Genomic DNA, 18,506 nt, shown 5'->3' with positions numbered 1-18,506 from the left:
GCTGCCGGTGTCGAGCAGCTCGGCCGCCTGGTCGGTGGAGAGCGTCGGCGGGAAGTCGGTGCCGTTCACGGTGAGGGCGATCATGCGAGGGCCTTCAGCTCGTCGAGCACAGCGATGTAGCGCACGAGGTGCTTGGCGTGTGGGTTCTGGCCGAGCTCCCAGCGGGCCACGGTCCGCTGGGCGACCCCGACCGCTTCGGCCACGTCGGCTTGGGAGGCTCTGCCCGAACGATGCGGATCGCTCGGCTTCGACCCGATCACCGTGCGCGACAAGCTCGCCGAGGCGCGGCGGCGGGGACTGCTCGAGTCAGCCGGCCGTGGGCGCCCCGGTGGCCGGCTCACCCCGAAGGCCCGGCAGGTGCTGGGCCTCAGCGACGAAGGAGACGATCCACGATGAGGGGACGAGTCCGAACCATGGCCTTCTCGGCGTGTTGGGGTCGGAGCGGGGACACGAGTGTCCGGTGCACGTCGAGCACGTGACTGGGCATCTCCTCGTCACAGTCGGGGCATCGCTGGCGTGCTCTCGTCGCCCACTCGCTCGCTCGCCCGGGACTCTACCCCCGGGGCAAGCGAGGCAAGCGACGGTCGCTCGCCCCGTCGCTCGCCCGGCGAACGAGCATTTCGCTCTGTTTCCCCTGGTCAGGGGCTACGTTCGCTCGCCCCGCAGGTGAGGTCATTTCTGTTCGGTCGTTCGCCCCGATGAGCAGCTCATGAGCTGCCTCTCCGGCGAGCGAAGTCGCCGCTCGGACGGGTTCACGCGGCCCCCTTCTCCAGCTCGGATTCGTTCAGTCGGTAGCGCTCGACGGTGCGTCGGCTGCCGTTCTTCGACGGTGATGGTGACGGGCACCTTCTCGATGCGCTCGTCGTCGAGGAGCTGCTGGAAGGCTGCCCGCTTGAGGTCGCTGCCCATCCCCGTCACGAGCTTCAACCAATCGACCTCGGCGAGGGGCTCGCTTGGAATGCGACGTGACATCGCATGACACCGCAGACGCATCACGCCTGCTCGCAGACCCCATCGATGAGCGCACACACCGGCGAACCACCAGCACAAGTGCCGTCGACGGAGAGTTGACACGGTAGAGGTCTCCGGTTCGAGTCCGGCTACGCCCACCAATAGCGCCGGGTCAGCGGGCGTGCTCGACGAGGCGGTATTCGTGCGTCAGCTCGTCGATGCGCTGCTTCAGCTCGGCGTCGAGGGGGGTGCGCACGGCTTCGACCGCGGCCGCGAGCTGGTCGGGTCGGCTGGCGCCGACGATCGGCGAGGTGATCACCGGGTTGGCGAGCACCCACTGCATGGCGAGCGTGGCGAGCGGTACGCCGGCCTCGTCCGCGATCGGGCGCAGGTCATCGACGGTCGAGAACATCTGCTCGTGCCAGTAGCGCTCCTGGTAGCGGCCTGCCGCCCAGCCAAGCGTGAACCGGGTCTGCTCGGTCGGCGTTCCCGGCCGGTGCTTGCCGCTCAGAAACCCCCCGGCGAGAGGGTTGTAGGGGATGACGGCGATGCCTTCTTCGGCGCAGAGCGGCAGCATCTCTCGTTCGATCTCGCGGTGGAGCAGGTTGTAGCGCGGCTGAACGCAGTCGAACCGCGCCGTGCCGAGCACCTCGCTGCGTCCGAGCGAGCGCGCCAACTGGTAGGCGGCCAGGTTGGAGCAGCCGAGGTAGCGCACCTTGCCCGAGTGGACGAGGTCGTCGAGCGCCCGCAGGCTCTCGTCGATCGGTGTGTCGTGGTCCCACGCGTGGAGCTGGTAGAGGTCGATGTGGTCCGTGCCGAGACGGCGCAGCGAAGCCTCGACGGCGCGCATGATGTTCTGGCGGCTGTTGCCCGAGTCCCACGGCTTGGGCCCGGTCGGGAAGTAGCACTTCGTGGCCAGCACGTACTCGTCGCGCCGGCCGTGCAGCCAGCGCCCGACGATCTCCTCGGTACGGCCGAACAGCTCGGGTGAGGCTCCGAGGGGGTAGACGTCGGCGGTGTCGATGAAGTCGATGCCGGCGGCTGCCGCGGCGTCGAGGATCGCGAACGACGTCTCTTCGTCGCACTGGAATCCGAACGTCATCGTGCCGAGGCAGAGCCGGGACACCTTGAGGCCGGTGCGGCCGAAGCGGACGTGGTGCACGTGCCCGAACCTACTGCGGGCTCAGTCGCCCTCGGCGATGGTGCCGGCGATCAGCTCGGCGAACATGTCGCGCCCCCGCGTGGTGAGGTGGACGCCGTCGGCGTCGAGCAGGGAGGGGTCGAGGCCGACCGCTCCCGGCCAGTCGATCGGGCCGCCGCAGTCGCGGGCCGCCAGCCGGTCGCGCAACGTGGTTGCGATCAGATCGGCGCGGGCGATGGACGCGGGGTCGACGGGCGCGGCGACGTGGGGGAGCACCCACCACACGCAAGCCTCACCGTCGGACGCCGTCGCGTCGATCGAGCCGAGCAGCACGTCGAGATCGGCGAGGACAACGTCGTCGGTGACCGAGCCGACCGTGAACGCGTCGTTGGTGCCGAGCTCCACCACCCACCGGTCGGGCTCGGACGCGGCCAACACCTCCACCCGGGGCAGACCCGCGTCGGACAGCGCCGGGCTGACCATCGTGCGCCCGGGAACGGCGTCGACCGTGCTGCGCGGCAGTTCGGCGAGGATCGGCTCTGTGGCCGAGAACATGATCGAGTCGCCGAGCAGCACCGTGCCCTCACCGTCGGCGGGGAACGCAGTGTCGACCGAGGGCCGCTCGGCGAGACCGCACCCCGCGAGGAGCGCCAGCGCAGCTACCAGCCCGCGTCGTGCTGTCGTCATCGGCCACCCGGCACGACGGCGCGGGATTCCCGCTCCGCGCCGAGGAAGATGCCCTTCGCCATCAGCGACGTCTCCGCCGCCCGCCGTGCCGCGTACACCTCGGCACGCGCGCCGTGCACCAGCGGGTCGTCGGGCGCGGCCCATGCGGCGAGATCAGCCAGGTGGCAAGCGAGGCGCAGGTCACCCTCGGCGAGCGCTCGCTCGGCACGCTGCACCATCGCCTCCGCGCCGCCGGCGAGCTCGGCGAGCACGCCGGCGAGGTGCGCGTCGGGGGAGGGCTTCAGCCGCGACGGCGCGCCGTCCCACCATCCGCCGTACTGGCGCCAGATGTTGCGGACGACGAACTCGGGTTCGTCGTAGAGAGGGCGCAGGTACGGCTTGGCGAGCTCCTCGGCGGGGACACGCACCTCGTGCACGATCGTGTCCAGGGCGGCGCCGGCGTTCATCATGGCGAGCACCTCCTCGACGAGCGTCTCGAGCACTGCGGCGATATCGGTGAGCACGGTCGCGATGCGCTCCCGGCCGGCGATCGGCAGACCGTGGGCGGGCACGAGCAGCTCTGGTCCGTGTTCGGCCATGTCGCGCAGCGCTGCGGCCCACTCGAGCGGGTAGCGCTGCACCTTCTGCGGGTTGCCGGCGTTGGGGAAGTTCCAGATGACGAAGTCACCGGCGAACAGCCAGCGCCGGCCTGGCACCCAGCCCCACAGGTGGTCGTCGGTCTCGCCCCTCGCGTGGTGCAGCTCGAGCACGTCGTCGCCGGCGGCCAGCTCGTGGTGCTCGCGGAACGTTTCGTCGGGCCGCATCACTTCGTCGGCGACGAAGCGCCGGCCGAGGCCGAGACCGAGCCCGCCGCCGGTGGCGCCGAACTGGCGGGCGTTGATCGCGAGGTTCCAGCCGTTCGTCGCGTCGTATCGGTCGAGGCGCGTGGCCACGTTCTCGTGGCCGACGACGCGCGGGCGGGGGTGATGTCTCGCCGCCGCGTCGGCGGCGAAGAACCCGCTGCCGCCGACGTGGTCGACGTGGCCGTGGGTGTACACGAGCCGCTCGAACGGGGTGCTGCGCCAGGTGCGGACGGCCTCGACCACCGCCTGGCCGGTTTGCACGGCCGACGTGTCGAAGCACACCAGGCCCTCGCCCGTGTCCCACACCGCGCAGTGGCTGAAGCTCTCCACCAACGCGAGATCCGCGGCCAGCTCGGACAGCTCGTTGGTCACCCTGTTCACCGGCTGGTCGGCCACGCCGGAGTCGATGATGCGGGCCGAGAGATCGCAGAGGTCGCCCATCGCGCCGACCCTACTCGGGGTGCTTCAGCGGGCCGCCGGCTCGCGCGGCAGGCCGAGCACACGCTCGCCGAGGATGTTGCGCAGCACGTTCGAGGTGCCACCCATGATCGTGTAGCCGGGGGCGTAGACGAGCCCCTGGGTGAGCTCGTTCCACAGCATGGCCTCCGGGCCGAGCACGCGGGCGACGAACTGCGCCACCCGCCACTCGTGCTCGGTGCAGAAGCACTTCGTGGCCGCCGAGAAGCCGGCCGGCGCCTGGCGCAGCACCTCGCGGACGACGAGGATGCGCCCGATCCGGTACGCCGCCTCGAGCCCGGCGATCTCCTGGCGCACGAGCGGATCGGAGGTGTCGGCGCGCTCGCGGGCGAAGCGGTACAACGCGTGATTGGAGACCAGCCGGTCGATGCCGCCGCGCTCGTGTTCGAGCTGGCGCATCGTCTGCTTGAACGCGGCGCCCTCGGTGCCGACGAGGTTGTCGATCGGCACCCGCACGTCGGTGAAGAACACCTCGCAGAAGTGCCGGTTCGTGGTCATGTCCTGGATCGGGCGCACCTCGATGCCGGCGGTGCCCATCGGGACGACGATCTCGCTGATCCCGACGTGCGCCGGCCCGTCGGCGGCGGTGCGACAGATCAGGTAGCAGCAGTCGGCGAGCTCACCGAAGCTGGTCCAGATCTTCTGCCCGTTGATCACCCACGAGTCGCCGTCGCGGCGGGCCGAGGTGGTGAGCGAGGCGAGGTCGGACCCCGCGTCCGGCTCCGACATGCCGATGCACCATGTCGTCTCGCCGGAGAGGATCCGCGGCAGGTACTCGGCCTGCTGGTCGGGCCGTCCGTAGGCGATGAGCGTCGGGCCCATCTGTCGGTCGGCGAACCACATCGACGCGATCGGTGCACCTGCATTGATCAGCTCTTCGCCGACGATCAGGCGCTCGATCGGGGGCCGCCCACCACCCCCGAACTCGACCGGCCAGGTCATCCCGATCCAGCCGAGCGCCGCCAGTTCGCGCGCGAACTCCTTGGAGTAACCGTTGATCCACGAGTCGTTGGCGCGGCCGTAGCGAGCGACGGCATCGGCGGCAACCTGGCGAGCGTGCTCGCGCAGGGCCTGTTGCTCGGGGGTCCACGAGAAGTCCACTGCCGGGCGACCTTAGAGCCCTCGGGCGCGCCCGCCCCATGCACAACGCCCGCCGGCAAAGGGATATCATGACAAGTCGAATACAAGTCCGAAGGGAACGCAGATGGCGAAGATCAAGGTCGACAACCCGGTCGTCGAGCTCGACGGCGACGAGATGACGAGGATCATCTGGCAGTTCATCAAGGACCGCCTGATCCTGCCGTACCTCGACGTGGAGCTCGAGTACTACGACCTCGGCATCGAGCACCGCGACGCCACCGACGACCAGGTGACCGTCGACGCCGCGCATGCCATCCAGCGCCACGGAGTCGGCGTGAAGTGCGCCACGATCACCCCCGACGAGGCGCGGGTCGAGGAGTTCGGCCTGAAGCACATGTGGAAGTCGCCGAACGGGACGATCCGCAACATCTTGGGCGGGGTCGTGTTCCGCGAGCCGATCATCTGCTCGAACATCCCCCGTCTGGTGCCGGGTTGGACCAAGCCGATCGTCATCGGGCGTCACGCGCACGGCGACCAGTACAAGGCCACCGACTTCAAGGTGCCCGGCGCGGGGACCGTCACGATCACCTACACGCCCGCCGACGGCAGCGAGCCGATGCGCTTCGACGTCGCCACCTACGGCGACGACGGCGGGGTGGCGATGGGTATGTACAACTTCAACGACTCGATCCGCGACTTCGCGCGGGCCTCGTTCCGCTACGGGCTGGCCCGCCACTATCCGGTCTACCTGTCCACCAAGAACACGATCCTGAAGGCGTACGACGGCCAGTTCAAGGACCTGTTCCAAGAGGTGTTCGACGCCGAGTTCAAGCCGCAGTTCGACGCCGCCGGGCTCACCTACGAACATCGCCTGATCGACGACATGGTCGCGGCCGCGATGAAGTGGGAGGGCGGCTACGTGTGGGCGTGCAAGAACTACGACGGCGACGTGCAGAGCGACACCGTCGCCCAGGGCTTCGGCTCGCTCGGGCTGATGACGTCGGTGCTGATGACCCCCGACGGCCGCACGGTCGAGGCCGAGGCCGCGCACGGCACCGTCACCCGCCACTTCCGTGAGCACCAGAAGGGCAACCCCACCTCCACCAACCCGATCGCGTCGATCTTCGCCTGGACGCGCGGCCTCGCCCACCGCGGCAAGCTCGACGACAACGCCGCGCTGATCGACTTCGCCGAGAAGCTGGAGACGGTGTGCGTCGAGGCCGTCGAGGGCGGCGAGATGACGAAGGACCTCTCCCTGCTCGTCGGGCCCGAGCAGGGGTGGCTGACCACCGAGGAGTTCCTCGCCGCGCTCGACAGGCGCCTGCAGGAGAAGATGGCCGGCTGACATGCGAGCCGTCGTCCTCCATGACCACGGTGGGCCCGAGGTGCTCACCGTGGAAGACGTGCCCGACCCGGTGCCCGGCGCCGACGAGGTGCTCGTCGACATCCGCGCGACGGCGCTGAACCGGGCCGACCTGTTGCAGCGGATGGGTCTCTATCCCGACCCACGGCGGGGGACAGGTCCCGAGATCCCCGGGCTCGAGTTCGCCGGCACGGTGGCGCAGGTGGGCGAGCGCGTCACGCTCTGGCGCCCCGGTGACGAGGTGATGGCGATCGAGGCCGGCGGGGGTTACGCAGAGCGCATCGCCACCCACGAGCGCCAACTGCTCGCCGTTCCGGCGGCGGTGCCGCTCGACGACGCGGCGGCGATCCCCGAGGTGTTCCTGACGGCATGGGACGCGCTCGTGCTGCAGGGCGGGCTGACGTCGGGGCGCTGGGCACTCGTGCACGCCGGCGCGTCGGGCGTGGGCACGGCCGCGATCCAGATCGCGAAGGCGATCGGTGCGCGCATCGCGGTCACCTGCTCGGCGGGGAAGGCAGCCGTGTGCGAGGCGCTCGGCGCGGACGTGGTGCTTCAGCGCTCCCCCCACGATTGGCTGGCCGACGCCGGCAGCGCTGTGCCGGAGGGGTTCGACGTGGTCCTCGACGTGGTCGGCGGCGAAGAGATCGACCGCAACCTGCGCGCCGCCGCGCTGCGCGGCACGGTCGTGCAGGTGGGCTTGATGGGGGGCGGGGTGGCGTCCGTGAACGCCGGGCTGCTGCTCACGAAGCGCGTCACCTGGGTTGGCACCACGCTGCGCGCCCGCCCGATCGAAGACAAGATCGCCGTCACCCGCCGATTCGCCAGCGAGATGCTGCCCCTCTTCGAGAGCGGCGCCCTGCGCCCGGTGATCGACAGCCGCTTCCCCCTCGACCGCATCGCCGACGCCCACCGCCACATGGAGGCCAACGCCAACGCGGGCAAGGTGTTGATCGACCTCCGGTGATCCGGCGGCCGAGCCACAGAGGGTGGTGCTTGCGCCAGCTTCGGTGGCGGTGTGAGAATCCGCCCGCCACGATGGCGTGGCGGCTGGGAGGACCGATGAGATCGAAGCGGTGGTTGCTGCTCGGAGCGCTGGCAAGCGCGTCGGTGGTGGTGTCGACGTCGGGAGCGCAGGCCGCGCGAACCGATGCCGACGGCCTGTCGGCGTCGGGCACCCTGGTGCCCGAGTCCACCTACTCGCGCTCATCGGTGGTGGTGAACGGACAGAAGCTGATCCCCGTCGTCGTACGGCTGACCGCCGATTCGGTCGCCTCCTACGACGGTGGCGTCGCCGGCTTGCCGGCGACGAGCCCGGCCGTAACCGGCCAGCCGCTGAACGCGAACTCGCAGAACGTGCGGCGCTATCGCGCGTTCGTCGCCGGCGAGAGCGCGACGGTAGAGCAGCGCGTCCGCGCTGCAGTGCCCGAGACCCAGGTGACGCGCCGGCTCGACCTTGCGTTCGCCGGTTTCGCCGCTCGCGTTCCCGCCGACGAGTTGAAGACGATCGAGGCATTGCCCGGCGTTGCCGGCATCTACCACGACGAGTTGCTGCAACTGAACACCGACGTGAGCAACGACTTCATCGGGGCTGACGATCTGTGGGCCGCCCAGGGGGGAGTGCAGAACGCCGGCGGAGGAGTGATCGTGGGCGTCCTCGACTCGGGCGTATGGCCCGAGCACCCCTCGTTCTCGGACCCTGACCCGAACGGTGTCGCCTACCCGGCGCCGCCGGTGGTGCCGGGCAGCAACGGTTTCTCCGCCGGGGCGCGCTCGACGTGCGACTTCGGCAACACCGCCTACAACCCGAACGACGCGGCGTTCACGTGCAACGGCAAGCTGATCGGCGCGTACAACTTCACCGACGGCTACCAGGCCAACGTCGGCCTGCTGCCGACCGAGTTCTTGAGCGGACGTGACGACAACGGTCACGGCACGCACACGGCGACGACGTCGGCCGGCAACAACGGCGTCGCGGCCTCCATCTTCGGGGTGCCGCGCGGAACGGTGTCCGGTGTCGCCCCGCGGGCGCATGTGGTCAGCTATCGCGTGTGCGGCAACGAGGGCTGCTTCGGCAGCGACTCCGCGGCCGCGGTCGGTCAGGCGATCCTCGACGGTGTCGACGTGATCAACTTCTCGATCAGCGGCGGCGCCAACCCTTACGGCGACGTGGTGTCGCTCGCCTTCTTGAGCGCGTACGACGCGGGCGTGCTCGTGTCGGCGTCGGCGGGCAACGCCGGGCCCGATCTCGACACCACCGACCACCGTGAGCCGTGGACGCTCACCGTCGGCGCCAGTACTTCGAACCGCCACTTCCTTTCGACCGTCACGCTCACCTCCACCGACGGCGCGAGCCTGGTGCTGAAGGGAGCGTCGGTCACCGAAGGCATCTCCAGCCCGCTGCCGGTCGTCGTGCCGACGCCCGCCAACTGCAACTCGCCGGCCGCGGCGGGCACGCTCACCGGGATGATCGCGGTGTGCCCGCGCGGCGTCATCGCCAGGGTGATGAAGGGCTTCAACGTGCAGGCCGGCGGTGCCGCCGGAATGCTGCTGTACAACCCGACCCAGCAGGGTCTTTCGACCGACAACCACTTCCTGCCCGCCGTGCACCTCGAGAACGACGCCGGGGCGCAGTTGACGTCGTTCCTGGCTGCGCACCCGCAGGTTTCGGCCACCTTCACCCCGGGCGCACCGCAAGCGGTGCAGGGCGACGTGATGGCGCCGTTCTCCTCGCGCGGCGGCCCGGGCCAGACGCTCGGCGTGTCCAAGCCCGACGTCACGGCGCCCGGCGTGCAGATCCTCGCCGGGGCGACGCCGATGCCGGCCACCTCCGAGGGCGGCCGTCCGGGCGAGTTGTTCCAGGCCATCCAGGGCACCTCGATGTCCTCGCCGCACGCGGCGGGTGCGGCAGCGCTGCTGAAGGCCAGTCATCCGAGTTGGACGCCTGGTCAGATCAAGTCGGCGCTGATGATGGGTGCTGCCGCCGGCGTCGTCACCGTCGGTGACGGCACGGTGCACGCGACGCCGTTCGACGAGGGCTCGGGCAGCATCCGCCCCGCCGTCGCCGCCCGCGTCGGGTTCACGATTTCCGAGGACGCCGCCGACTACGTCGCCCTCCAGGACAACTTGTGGGACGCCAACTATCCCAGCCTGTACGTGCCGCAATTCGCCGGGGCGATCCTGGTGCAGCGCACCTTGCACGACGAGAGCGGTGCCAACCGCAACTACCGCGTGCAGGTTTCGGCGCCGTCCGATCTGAAGATCACGGTGCCGACGAGCGTCAACGTGCCGAAGAACGGCAACGCCACCATCGACATCGCCGTCGACGGGCGCAACATCCCCCTCGGCGAGGTGCGTCACGGCTCGATCACCTTCGTGCACCGCCAGAGCGGCCAGGCGCTGGTGTTCCCGATCACCGTCGTGCGCGCCGAGGGCGACGTCACGGCGGCGACGTCGTGCTCGCCGACGGACATCCGGGTGCGTCAGGAGACGTCGTGCCAGGTGACGGTGACGAACAACTCGTTCCAGCCGGCCGACGTGACGATCACCGACTTCTTGACCAACAACATGCGCATCGACCGCCCGAGCGTGGTCGGGGCGACCGTGCTGAACAGCCACACCCTGCAGGCCACAGCCACCCTCGGCGCCCAGCAGGCGGCGGTCGTCTCCGCGGCAGTGGCACCTGGCTCGACACCGGCTGGGTATCTGCCGTTGTCGCTGTTCGGAACGCCGGCGATCGCCGGCGTCGGCGACGAGACGATCGTCAACTACACCGTGCCGGCGTTCGAGTTCGCGGGTGAGACCTGGACCCGCATCGGGATCGTCTCCAACGGCTACGCCGTGGTGGGCGGCGGCACCGGTGCAGACGTGGACTTCGTCAACACCGACTTCCCCAACGTGCTGCCGCCGAACAACGTGCTCGCCCCGTTCTGGACCGACCTCAACCCCGGCGCGGCCGGTGCGCTGCGGATCGACATCCTGACCGACGGCGTCAACGACTGGCTCGTCCTCGAATGGGATGGCGTGCGGAACTTCTCGAACGCGGCGCAGCTGAACTCGTTCCAGATCTGGATCGGGGTGAACGGCACGGAGGACGTCACCTACGCCTTCGGCCCCGTCACCGGTGGAGACCTCGGTTACCTCACCGTCGGCGCCGAGAACCGCTACGGCAGCTCCGGCCAGGCGGTGTACTTCGACGGCGCCGGCACCGCCCCGGCGAACGGCACCGAGGTGCTGGTGTCGTCGGTGCCGGGCGGCCCCGGCGGCTCGCACACGATCACGTTCGACGCGATCGGTGTCACCGCTGGTACCTACCGCAACGACGTGCTCGTCGACACCACCGCGGTGGCCGGCGACATCTACGCCACCTTCAGCGGGACGGTGCGTCGCCGATAGCTCGGCTCAGGCCGGTGAGACGCTGACGCGTCGCGAGTGCCACCCCGTCGCCCCGTCAGGGGCGACGGGGGAGCGCGCTTCGGTCTGGGTCTCGCCGGTCTTGTCGGTGGCCCGCACCTCGATCAGGTGGTCGCCCTCGGTGGCCTCCCAGTCGAGCACCCACTGCCGCCAGGAGTCGTCGGTGACGTCCGTGCCGAGGCGAGCCAGACGCCACGGGCCGCCGTCGACGCGCACCTCCACCCGCTCGACTCCCCGGTGCTGCGCCCACGCCACTCCGGCGACAGCGGTCGGACCGGCCAGTAGCCGCTCGCCGCGCCGGGGGACGTCGATCCGTGACTGGGTCTTCACCGGGGCTTCGCGCGCCCAGCCCCGCGGCACCCAGTAGCCCTCGGCAGCGTCCCACGTGGTGAGCTCGATCTCCTTCAGCCACTTCGTCGCCGAGACGTAGCCGTACAGCCCGGGCACCACGAGACGCGCCGGGAAGCCGTGGGCGAGAGGGAGTGGCTCGCCGTTCATGCCGAGCGCGATCAGGTTGTCGCGCCCGTCGAGGGCGACCTGCACCGGAAACCCGCACGTCCAGCCGTCGAGGCTGCGGCTGAACACCTGCTCGGCCTCGTCGCGCACGCCGGCCATGGCGAGCACGTCGGCGAGCAGCACCCCCTGCCAGACGGCGTTGCCGATGTAGGGCCCACCGACCTCGTTCGACACGCAACACAGGGTGATCACGCGCTCCACCTGCGGCAGGCGGGAGAGGTCGGCGTAGGTCAGCGACAGCTCTTCGTCGACGAGGCCGTGCACGCGCATGGTCCACCGGTCGAGGTCGACCCGGGGGAAGGAGTGCGCGGTGTCGATGCGGTAGAAGTCGGCGTTCGGGGTGAGGTACGGGGTGCCCGGGACGACACCGGCGCCGTTCGGGATCTCGGCTGCCGCGCCGCCGGGGCCGAGGGCGGGCAGTTGGTCGGGGGCGGCGGCTTCGATCGCCCTCACCCGCTGGCGTTCCAGGCGGAAGGCCCCCGCGCCGGCGACTGCGGCGACGGCCACTCCGGCGCCGCTCGTGGCGAGGAACCGACGCCGATCCCAACCGAGGGGCACCCGCGACGGCCCGGGCACCTCCACCCGCGGCGCGGGGGCGCGAAGCGCGGCGAGCAGCACGGTGAGCGTCAGTGCGCCGGCGGCGGCACCGACGAAGGGGGCGAGGATCGCCGCGGTCCCGGCGCCGGGCCGCTCGGCCGCGGCCGCCGCGCCGAGCACGCCGAACGCCGCGATCCCGGCCAGCCCCATCCAGCGCCGCCGCTGCCCGAGCATGCCGACGATGGCGGCAGCGATGCCGAGCACCACGAAGATCCCCACGCGCAGGGCGCGCTTGTCGTTGGTCGCGAACCAGTCGATGGCCAGTTCCCTCAGCCATGCCGGTGTGCGGTCGACGAACGCACCGGCGACGGCGTCGACCGGCGACTCGTCGTCGAGGACGGCGGCGGTGAACACGGCGACCGCCACCGCGACGCCGCCGGCGACGATGCCGGCCAGGGCCGCCGCGGCGCGGGGCGCCGTCACCTCACCGGCTAGCGCTCGGTCAGCGGCACGTAGTCCCGTTCGGGGGAGCCCACGTACCACTGGCGGGGGCGGCTGATCTTCTGGTCCTTGTCGTCGAGCAGCTCTTCCCAGTGGGCCAGCCAGCCGACGATGCGCGGGATCGCGAACAGCACCGTGAACATGTCGACGGGGAAGCCCATCGCCTGGTAGATCAGCCCGGAGTAGAAGTCGACGTTCGGGTACAGCTTGCGGTCGATGAAGTACGGGTCGCTGAGCGCGGCTTCCTCCAACGTCAGCGCGATGTCGATCAACGGGTTCTTGCCGGTGACCCCGAACACGTCGTAGGCCGTCTGCTTCACGATCTTCGCCCGCGGGTCGTAGTGCTTGTACACCCGGTGGCCAAAGCCCATCAGCCGGCCCTCACCGCGCTTCACACTCTCGATGTACGCCGGGACGTTCTCGACCGAGCCGATCTCGCCGAGCATGCGCACCGCGGCCTCGTTCGCGCCGCCGTGCAACGGGCCGTACAGCGCGGCGGCCGCCGCGGCGGAGGCGGAGTACGGATCGGCATGGCTGGAGCCGACGACGCGCATCGCGGTGGTGCCGCAGTTCTGCTCGTGGTCGGCGTGGAGGATGAACAGCACGTCCATCGCTCGCTCGAGCACCGGGTCGACCGAGTAGTCGCCGACCCTCCACATCATGTTCAAGAAGTTGGCCGGGAAGCTGAGCCTGTTGTCGGGATAGTTGAACGGCAACCCGATCGAGAAGCGGTAGCACATCGCCGCGATGGTCGGCGTCTTCGCGATGAGGCGCAGGATCTGCTTGCGGCGGCTGTCGTCGAGCCAGAGCTCCTTCGAGTCCTCGTAGAACGTCCCGAGCGCGGCGAGGGCGGAGACGAACATGCCCATCGGGTGGGCGTCGTAGTGGAAGCCGTCGACGAACCGCTTGCGCATGTTCTCGTGGATGAACGTGTGGTGCGTGACGTCGTGCTGCCACTGCGCGAGCTGCGCCTCGTTCGGCAGGCTGCCGTGCAGCAACAGGTACGCGACCTCGATGAACGTCGAGTGCTCGGCGAGCTGCTCGATCGGGTAGCCGCGGTAGCGCAGGATGCCGGCCTCACCGTCGACGAAGGTGATCGCGGACCGGCAGGCGGCGGTGGAGAGAAAGGCCGGGTCGTAGACGTACAGCGTCGGGTCGAGCTCGCGGATCGCCGACGAAGGGAACACCCCGTCGGTGATCGGCACCGTTACCTGCTTGCCGGTGCGGTCGTCGGTGATGGTGATGGTGTCGGGCACCTTGCGCGTCCCCTTCGAGAGATCATCTTGGGCGATGGGGGCTTTCTCCCCCGGCGAGGGACGATAGCCCCCCGCGGGTCACAGTGGCCCGTTGCCGTGCTTGCGCGGGGCGAGCACCTCGCGCTTGTCGGCGAGGGCGTCGAGCGCCCGCGCGATCTCGCGCCTGGTGTCGGCCGGATCGATCACCGCGTCGACGTATCCCCGCTCGGCCGCGACGTACGGGTTGAGCAGCCGCTCCGCGTAGTCGGCCTCGAACGCGGCGCGTTCAGCGTCGGTCGCCCGGCGTTGGAGGATCGCCGCCGCCTGGCCGGCACCCATCACCGCGAGCTCGGCCCACGGCCAGGCCAGGCACACGTCGTTGCCCATCCGCTTGGAGTCCATCACGATGTACGCCCCGCCGTAGCTCTTGCGCAAGATGACGCATATCCGCGGCACGGTCGCCCGGCCGTACGCGTAGACGAGCTGGGCCCCGTGGCGGATCATCCCTCTCCACTCGAGGTCCTTGCCGGGGTAGAACCCCGGCGTGTCGACGAGCGTGAGGATCGGCAGGTTGAACGCGTCGCAGAAGTTGATGAACCCGGCTCCCTTCTGCGATGCGGGGATGTCGAGGGTGCCGGCAAGCGCGGTCGGCTGGTTGGCGACCACGCCGATCGGGCGCCCGTCGATGGTCGCGAACGCCGTCACCAGGTTGGCTGCCCAGCGGCCGCGCAGCTCGAGGAACGCGCCGTCGTCGCAGAGGGCACGGATCACGTCGCGCACGTCGTAGCTGCCGGTGGACGACGGTGGGATCAGCTCACCGGCTTCTGGGGTGAGGCGCTCGCCGTCGTCGTCGACGTCCCAGCGCCCGGGCAGCTCGTCGTTGTGCGAGGGCAGGTATTCGAGGAGCGCCTCGACGGCGGCGGTGGCCTCCACGTCGTCGGCGACGACGAGCGTCGCCGCCCCGGTGTAGCGGGCGTGGGTGGCGGCGCCGCCCAGCTCGTCGTTGTCGACCCGTACCCCCGTGAACTCGGCGACCATCGTCGGCCCGGACACGAACGCGTAGGCCTGCTCGGTCATCACCACGTGGTCAGCGATGCCGAGCAGCAGTGCCGGCCCCGAGACCGCAGGCCCGTTGACGACGAAGATCGTCGGCACGATCCCGGAGCAATCGGTGAGCGCTCGCGCGGCGAGGCCCCATCCGTGCAGCGCGGCGAAGCCCTCGACGATGTCTGCACCCGACGAGCCCATCACTCCCACCAGGGGGATGCGCTCGGCGAGGGCGACGCGCGCCGCGTGCTCGATCATGGACGAAGCGTCCGAGCTGAGCGCGCCCTTGCGCACTTCGGCGTCTACGTCGAGCCACACCACGTGGCGTCCGGCGAAGCGCCGGACGTCGACCCGTGCCGCGCCGGGGACGTGCGCGCGGAGCCCCACCGAGGACATCGAGTCACCATAACTTGTGCCGGTCAGCGCCCGGCGAGGGGCGAAACCTCGCTGCCGGTGTGCACCCCCGGCTGGCGCTTGCCCTTCGTCGCGATGACGTTCTGCGCCACGTCGCGCGCTGCGCGGGTGGGAGCGCCGGGGCGGGGCCGGCGGCGCTGCGCCCACCCGACGACGCGCCGGGGGAGCTCGGGCACGCTGACCCGCGTGAACTCGCCGGTCAGCCAGCGGGGGACCGCGGTGGCCGGGACGATCGCCGCGCCGAAGCCCTCGAACGCGAGCGACGCCAGCAGCCGAACCCCGTCGATCTCGGCCTGCGGGGTGAGGCTGACCCCGACGTGCGCCGCGGCGCGGTCGAGGATCCGGCGCAGCGCGGCCGTGCTCGGAGGCAGCAGCAACGGCTCGTGGGCCAGCTCGGCGAGGCCGATCTCGGTGCGGTCGGCGAGGTGGTGGCGTGCCGGGACGAGCAGCATCAGGTCCTCGGCGAACAGCGGCTGTACCTCGATCTCGACGTCGTCGACGGGCAGGTGGACGATCGCCGCGTCGAGCTGGCCGGCGACGAGGCGCGGCAGCAGCGACGAGGTGCCCCCCTCGTAGACGAGGGGACGCACACGGGGGTGCTCGCGGGAGAGCTCGGTGAGAAAGCGCGGCATCATCCAGCGCGCGGTGGTGCCGATCACCCCGATGCGCGTGTCGCCGGCCACCTCGGCGTCACGCGAAGCGATGTCGGCGGTGATCTCGTCGAGCTCACGCAGTATCCGCCGGGCCCGCTCGACGACGATCGCTCCTTCCTCGGTGAGCTCGCCCGTGCCGCGGTCGACGAGCACCGCGTGCAGCTCCCGTTCGAGGCGGGCGACGTGGGTCGAGACGTTGGATTGGACCGTGTACAGCGCGCGGGCGGCGGCGGAGAACGATCCGTGGTCGGCGATCGCGACGAGGGCGGCAAGCTGGCGAAGATCCATCTGTGGAAACGATACGAGGTATCGCCGAATACAGCTTGAACGATCACGAGATCACGTGCATAATTTCACATGTCGATCGCGGCAGGACGCCCCCCATGTCCTGCCCGACGTGAACCCAACGAAGGTGGTTCCCCCAGCCACCGGGTTCCAATCGGTTGAGAGGCCCCGCTTCCCCCAAAGCGGGGCCTTTCCCGTTTTCGCGGCCCGCGCACTCGGGGGCATCTAACCTCTCCACCCATGAGCCGTCGAGCGTCGAAGGGCGCTGCCTTCATCGATCTCGACCGCACGCTGCTCGCCGGGGCATCCGGCGCGGTTTTCGCCGAGGCGATGCGTTCCGCGGGAATCGTCGGGCGCAAGCTCCCCGGTGAGCGCCTGCTCTACGGGCTCTTCAACCGGGTCGGCGAGAACCTGCCGTCGATGGTGCTCGCCCGTCAGGCGGTGACCTTGGCCAAGGGGCGCTCCCAAGAGGCGGTGCTCGAGGCCGCCGAGCTCGCCGCAGACACCCTGGCCGACATGATCCAGCCCTTCGCCGGGCTGCTGTTCGCTCAGCACCGGGCCGCGCGTCGCCCGATCGTGCTGGCCACCACCACTCCGTACGACCTCGTCAAACCGCTCGTCGACAAGCTCGGATTCGACGACGTCGTCGCCACCCGCTACGGGGTGGCCGAGGACGGCACCTACGACGGCACGCTGACCGGCCCGTTCGTGTGGGCGGCCGGCAAGCTCGAAGCCGTCACGACCTGGGCCGAGGAGCACGGCATCGATCTCGCCGAGAGCTACGCCTACTCCGACAGCATCTACGACACCCCCCTGCTCTCGGCCGTCGGCCACCCGTTCGCTGTCAACCCCGACCCAAGGTTGGTGATCATGGCCACAGCCCGCCGCTGGCCCGTACTGCATCTCGACGTCCCCCCGGGAGTGGCCAAGATCCCCGTGATCGGGCTGGAGCTGGCGCGCATCGGGATGCAGTTCGCGCGGCCGGTGCTCGTACCTTATGCGCGCTTCGACATCGCCGGCACCGAGCACATCCCCTCCGAGGGCCCCGCGATCCTGTGCGGCAACCACCGCAGCTACTTCGACTCGGTCGCGACGCTGATGACGATCGCGAAGAGCGGACGCACGGGGCGCTTCCTCGGCAAGAAAGAGGTCTTCGACGTGCCGATCGTCGGTCAGTTGATGACGATGCTCGGCGGGATCCGGGTCGACCGCGGCACGGGCAGCGAGGAGCCGCTGCATGCCGCTGCGGAAGCGCTGCTCGGCGGCGAGGTGGTGGTGATGATGCCCCAGGGCACGATCCCGCGCGGCCCGGCGTTCTTCGAGCCCGAGCTCGTCGGGCGCTGGGGCGCTGCCCGGCTCGCCGCGATGACGAAGGCGCCGGTGATCCCCTTCGGCCTGTGGGGCACCGAGAAGGTCTGGCCGCGGTCGTCGCGCCTGCCTGACGTCACGAACATCACTGACCCCCCCGAGATCCGGGTGCGCGTCGGGCGGCCGGTGGAGCTGAAGTACAAGAGCCCCGACGCCGACACGAAGCGGATCATGAGCGCGATCTCCGAGCTGCTGCCCGCCGAAGCCCGCCGCCGCCGCACGCCGACCGAGGCGGAGCTGGCGCTCACCTACCCGCCGGGTTACAGCGGCGACCCCGAGCGCGAGCTCGCGCGGCGCCCGGGAACCGACTGAGGCAACGCTCAGGGCTCGTCGAAGGGCTCGCCGTCGAAGCGGTTGCGGGTGGCGAACGCGGACACTGGGTGTCGGCTCAGCACGGTCGGCTGATGCTGGGGGTAGCCGAGGAACACCGTTGCCGCCAGGGCGTGATCGGGGGGCAGGCCGAGCAGCGGTCCCGTCACCTGCTCGGCTCGCGACGCGAACGTGGTGATCACCCCTCCCAGCCCGCGGACGCGGGCGGCGAGGAGCAGGTTCCAGCAGAACGGGTAGATCGATGCACCGGCGGTGACCGGCGGGCGGTGCAGGCCGGAGTCCATCAGCGCCACCAGCGAGAGGTCGACGGCGACGGCCAGCACCAACGGCACCCGCTCGATGTGCTCGAGCAGCTCGTGGTCGACGTGCGGCGGGGTCGCCGGCACGACGCCTGCTGGCACCGCCTCGACGACGTTGTACGGAGTCACCCCGGTCGCGCCGATGGCGACGTACTCGTTCCACACCGGCTGCATCAACGTCGCGAGCTCACGGCGCATCATCCCGTCGGTGACGATGGCCACCCGCCAGGGCTGGCGGTTGCCGCCGCTCGGCGCGAAGCGGGCATCGTCCAAGATGCCGTACAGCGTCGCTTCGTCGACGGGCTCCGATGTGAACCGGCGCACCGCCCCGGTGGTCCTCAACCCCTCACGTAGCTCCATCACCGCGGAC

Annotated in this window: 15 protein-coding genes; 5 read left to right on the top strand and 10 right to left on the bottom strand. The window is 70.3% G+C overall.

Features of this window, described 5'->3' with window-relative positions; translation table 11 throughout:
- Positions 1–80: 80 nt before the first annotated feature.
- Positions 81–203: a helix-turn-helix domain-containing protein gene (locus IPM43_01745; GenBank protein ID QQS25140.1), complete on the bottom strand. Its 123-nt coding sequence runs from the start codon at positions 201–203 to the stop codon at positions 81–83.
- A gap of 601 nt (positions 204–804) precedes the next feature.
- Here IPM43_01745 and IPM43_01740 point away from each other — a divergent pair.
- Positions 805–969 carry a hypothetical protein gene (locus tag IPM43_01740; protein ID QQS25139.1) on the top strand — a complete coding sequence of 55 codons (165 nt, stop codon included), beginning with the start codon at positions 805–807 and terminating at the stop codon, positions 967–969.
- Positions 970–1,123: 154 nt separating this feature from the next.
- Here the strand turns inward: IPM43_01740 and IPM43_01735 are convergent, their stop codons facing one another.
- The 4 genes from IPM43_01735 to IPM43_01720 are packed head-to-tail and all read right to left on the bottom strand — an operon-like array spanning position 1,124 to position 5,199.
- Positions 1,124–2,113: an aldo/keto reductase gene (locus tag IPM43_01735; protein QQS25138.1), complete on the bottom strand. Its 990-nt coding sequence runs from the start codon at positions 2,111–2,113 to the stop codon at positions 1,124–1,126.
- A 21-nt stretch (positions 2,114–2,134) separates the two neighbouring features.
- Positions 2,135–2,779: a hypothetical protein gene (locus tag IPM43_01730; GenBank protein QQS25137.1), complete on the bottom strand. Its 645-nt coding sequence runs from the start codon at positions 2,777–2,779 to the stop codon at positions 2,135–2,137.
- Positions 2,776–4,062: an MBL fold metallo-hydrolase gene (locus IPM43_01725; GenBank protein QQS25136.1), complete on the bottom strand. Its 1,287-nt coding sequence runs from the start codon at positions 4,060–4,062 to the stop codon at positions 2,776–2,778. Before IPM43_01725 ends, IPM43_01730 begins: the two co-directional genes overlap by 4 nt.
- Positions 4,063–4,086: 24 nt before the next feature.
- Positions 4,087–5,199 carry an acyl-CoA dehydrogenase family protein gene (locus IPM43_01720; GenBank protein QQS25135.1) on the bottom strand — a complete coding sequence of 371 codons (1,113 nt, stop codon included), beginning with the start codon at positions 5,197–5,199 and terminating at the stop codon, positions 4,087–4,089.
- Between the two features lie 103 nt (positions 5,200–5,302).
- On the opposite strand from IPM43_01720, the gene IPM43_01715 reads away from it, so the two are divergent.
- From IPM43_01715 to IPM43_01705, 3 genes are all read left to right on the top strand, one after another.
- Complete coding sequence (locus IPM43_01715) at positions 5,303–6,523, top strand: NADP-dependent isocitrate dehydrogenase (protein ID QQS25134.1); 1,221 nt, start codon at positions 5,303–5,305, stop codon at positions 6,521–6,523.
- Position 6,524: 1 nt separating this feature from the next.
- Entirely contained in the window at positions 6,525–7,505 is a 981-nt protein-coding gene (locus IPM43_01710) for an NAD(P)H-quinone oxidoreductase (GenBank protein ID QQS25133.1), read from the top strand.
- A gap of 95 nt (positions 7,506–7,600) precedes the next feature.
- A complete protein-coding gene (locus tag IPM43_01705; protein ID QQS25132.1) occupies positions 7,601–10,933 on the top strand; it encodes a S8 family serine peptidase in 3,333 nt (1,110 codons plus the stop codon).
- A gap of 6 nt (positions 10,934–10,939) precedes the next feature.
- On the opposite strand, the gene IPM43_01700 is transcribed toward IPM43_01705, so the two are convergent.
- The 4 genes from IPM43_01700 to IPM43_01685 all read right to left on the bottom strand — a co-directional run bounded on the left by IPM43_01700 (position 10,940) and on the right by IPM43_01685 (position 16,142).
- Positions 10,940–12,487 carry a molybdopterin-dependent oxidoreductase gene (locus IPM43_01700; protein QQS25131.1) on the bottom strand — a complete coding sequence of 516 codons (1,548 nt, stop codon included), beginning with the start codon at positions 12,485–12,487 and terminating at the stop codon, positions 10,940–10,942.
- Positions 12,488–12,495: 8 nt separating this feature from the next.
- Positions 12,496–13,761: a citrate synthase gene (locus IPM43_01695; protein ID QQS25130.1), complete on the bottom strand. Its 1,266-nt coding sequence runs from the start codon at positions 13,759–13,761 to the stop codon at positions 12,496–12,498.
- Between the two features lie 78 nt (positions 13,762–13,839).
- On the bottom strand, positions 13,840–15,183 hold the full coding sequence (locus IPM43_01690; GenBank protein QQS25129.1) for a methylmalonyl-CoA carboxyltransferase: 1,344 nt from the start codon (positions 15,181–15,183) through the stop codon (positions 13,840–13,842).
- A 23-nt stretch (positions 15,184–15,206) separates the two neighbouring features.
- Positions 15,207–16,142, bottom strand: coding sequence for a LysR family transcriptional regulator (locus tag IPM43_01685; protein ID QQS25128.1), 936 nt, complete (start codon positions 16,140–16,142; stop codon positions 15,207–15,209).
- A 237-nt stretch (positions 16,143–16,379) separates the two neighbouring features.
- Here IPM43_01685 and IPM43_01680 point away from each other — a divergent pair, with 237 nt between their 5' ends.
- Positions 16,380–17,819 carry an HAD-IB family hydrolase gene (locus IPM43_01680; GenBank protein QQS25127.1) on the top strand — a complete coding sequence of 480 codons (1,440 nt, stop codon included), beginning with the start codon at positions 16,380–16,382 and terminating at the stop codon, positions 17,817–17,819.
- 8 nt (positions 17,820–17,827) lie between these two features.
- Here IPM43_01680 and IPM43_01675 read toward each other — a convergent pair whose 3' ends face one another.
- Complete coding sequence (locus IPM43_01675; GenBank protein QQS25126.1) at positions 17,828–18,496, bottom strand: nitroreductase family protein; 669 nt, start codon at positions 18,494–18,496, stop codon at positions 17,828–17,830.
- Positions 18,497–18,506 lie beyond the last annotated feature (10 nt).

The organism is Actinomycetota bacterium (genome assembly GCA_016700055.1).
In the GTDB taxonomy this organism is placed as follows: Bacteria; Actinomycetota; Acidimicrobiia; order Acidimicrobiales; family Ilumatobacteraceae; genus Kalu-18.
This window is presented reverse-complemented; position numbering and strand designations above follow the sequence as displayed.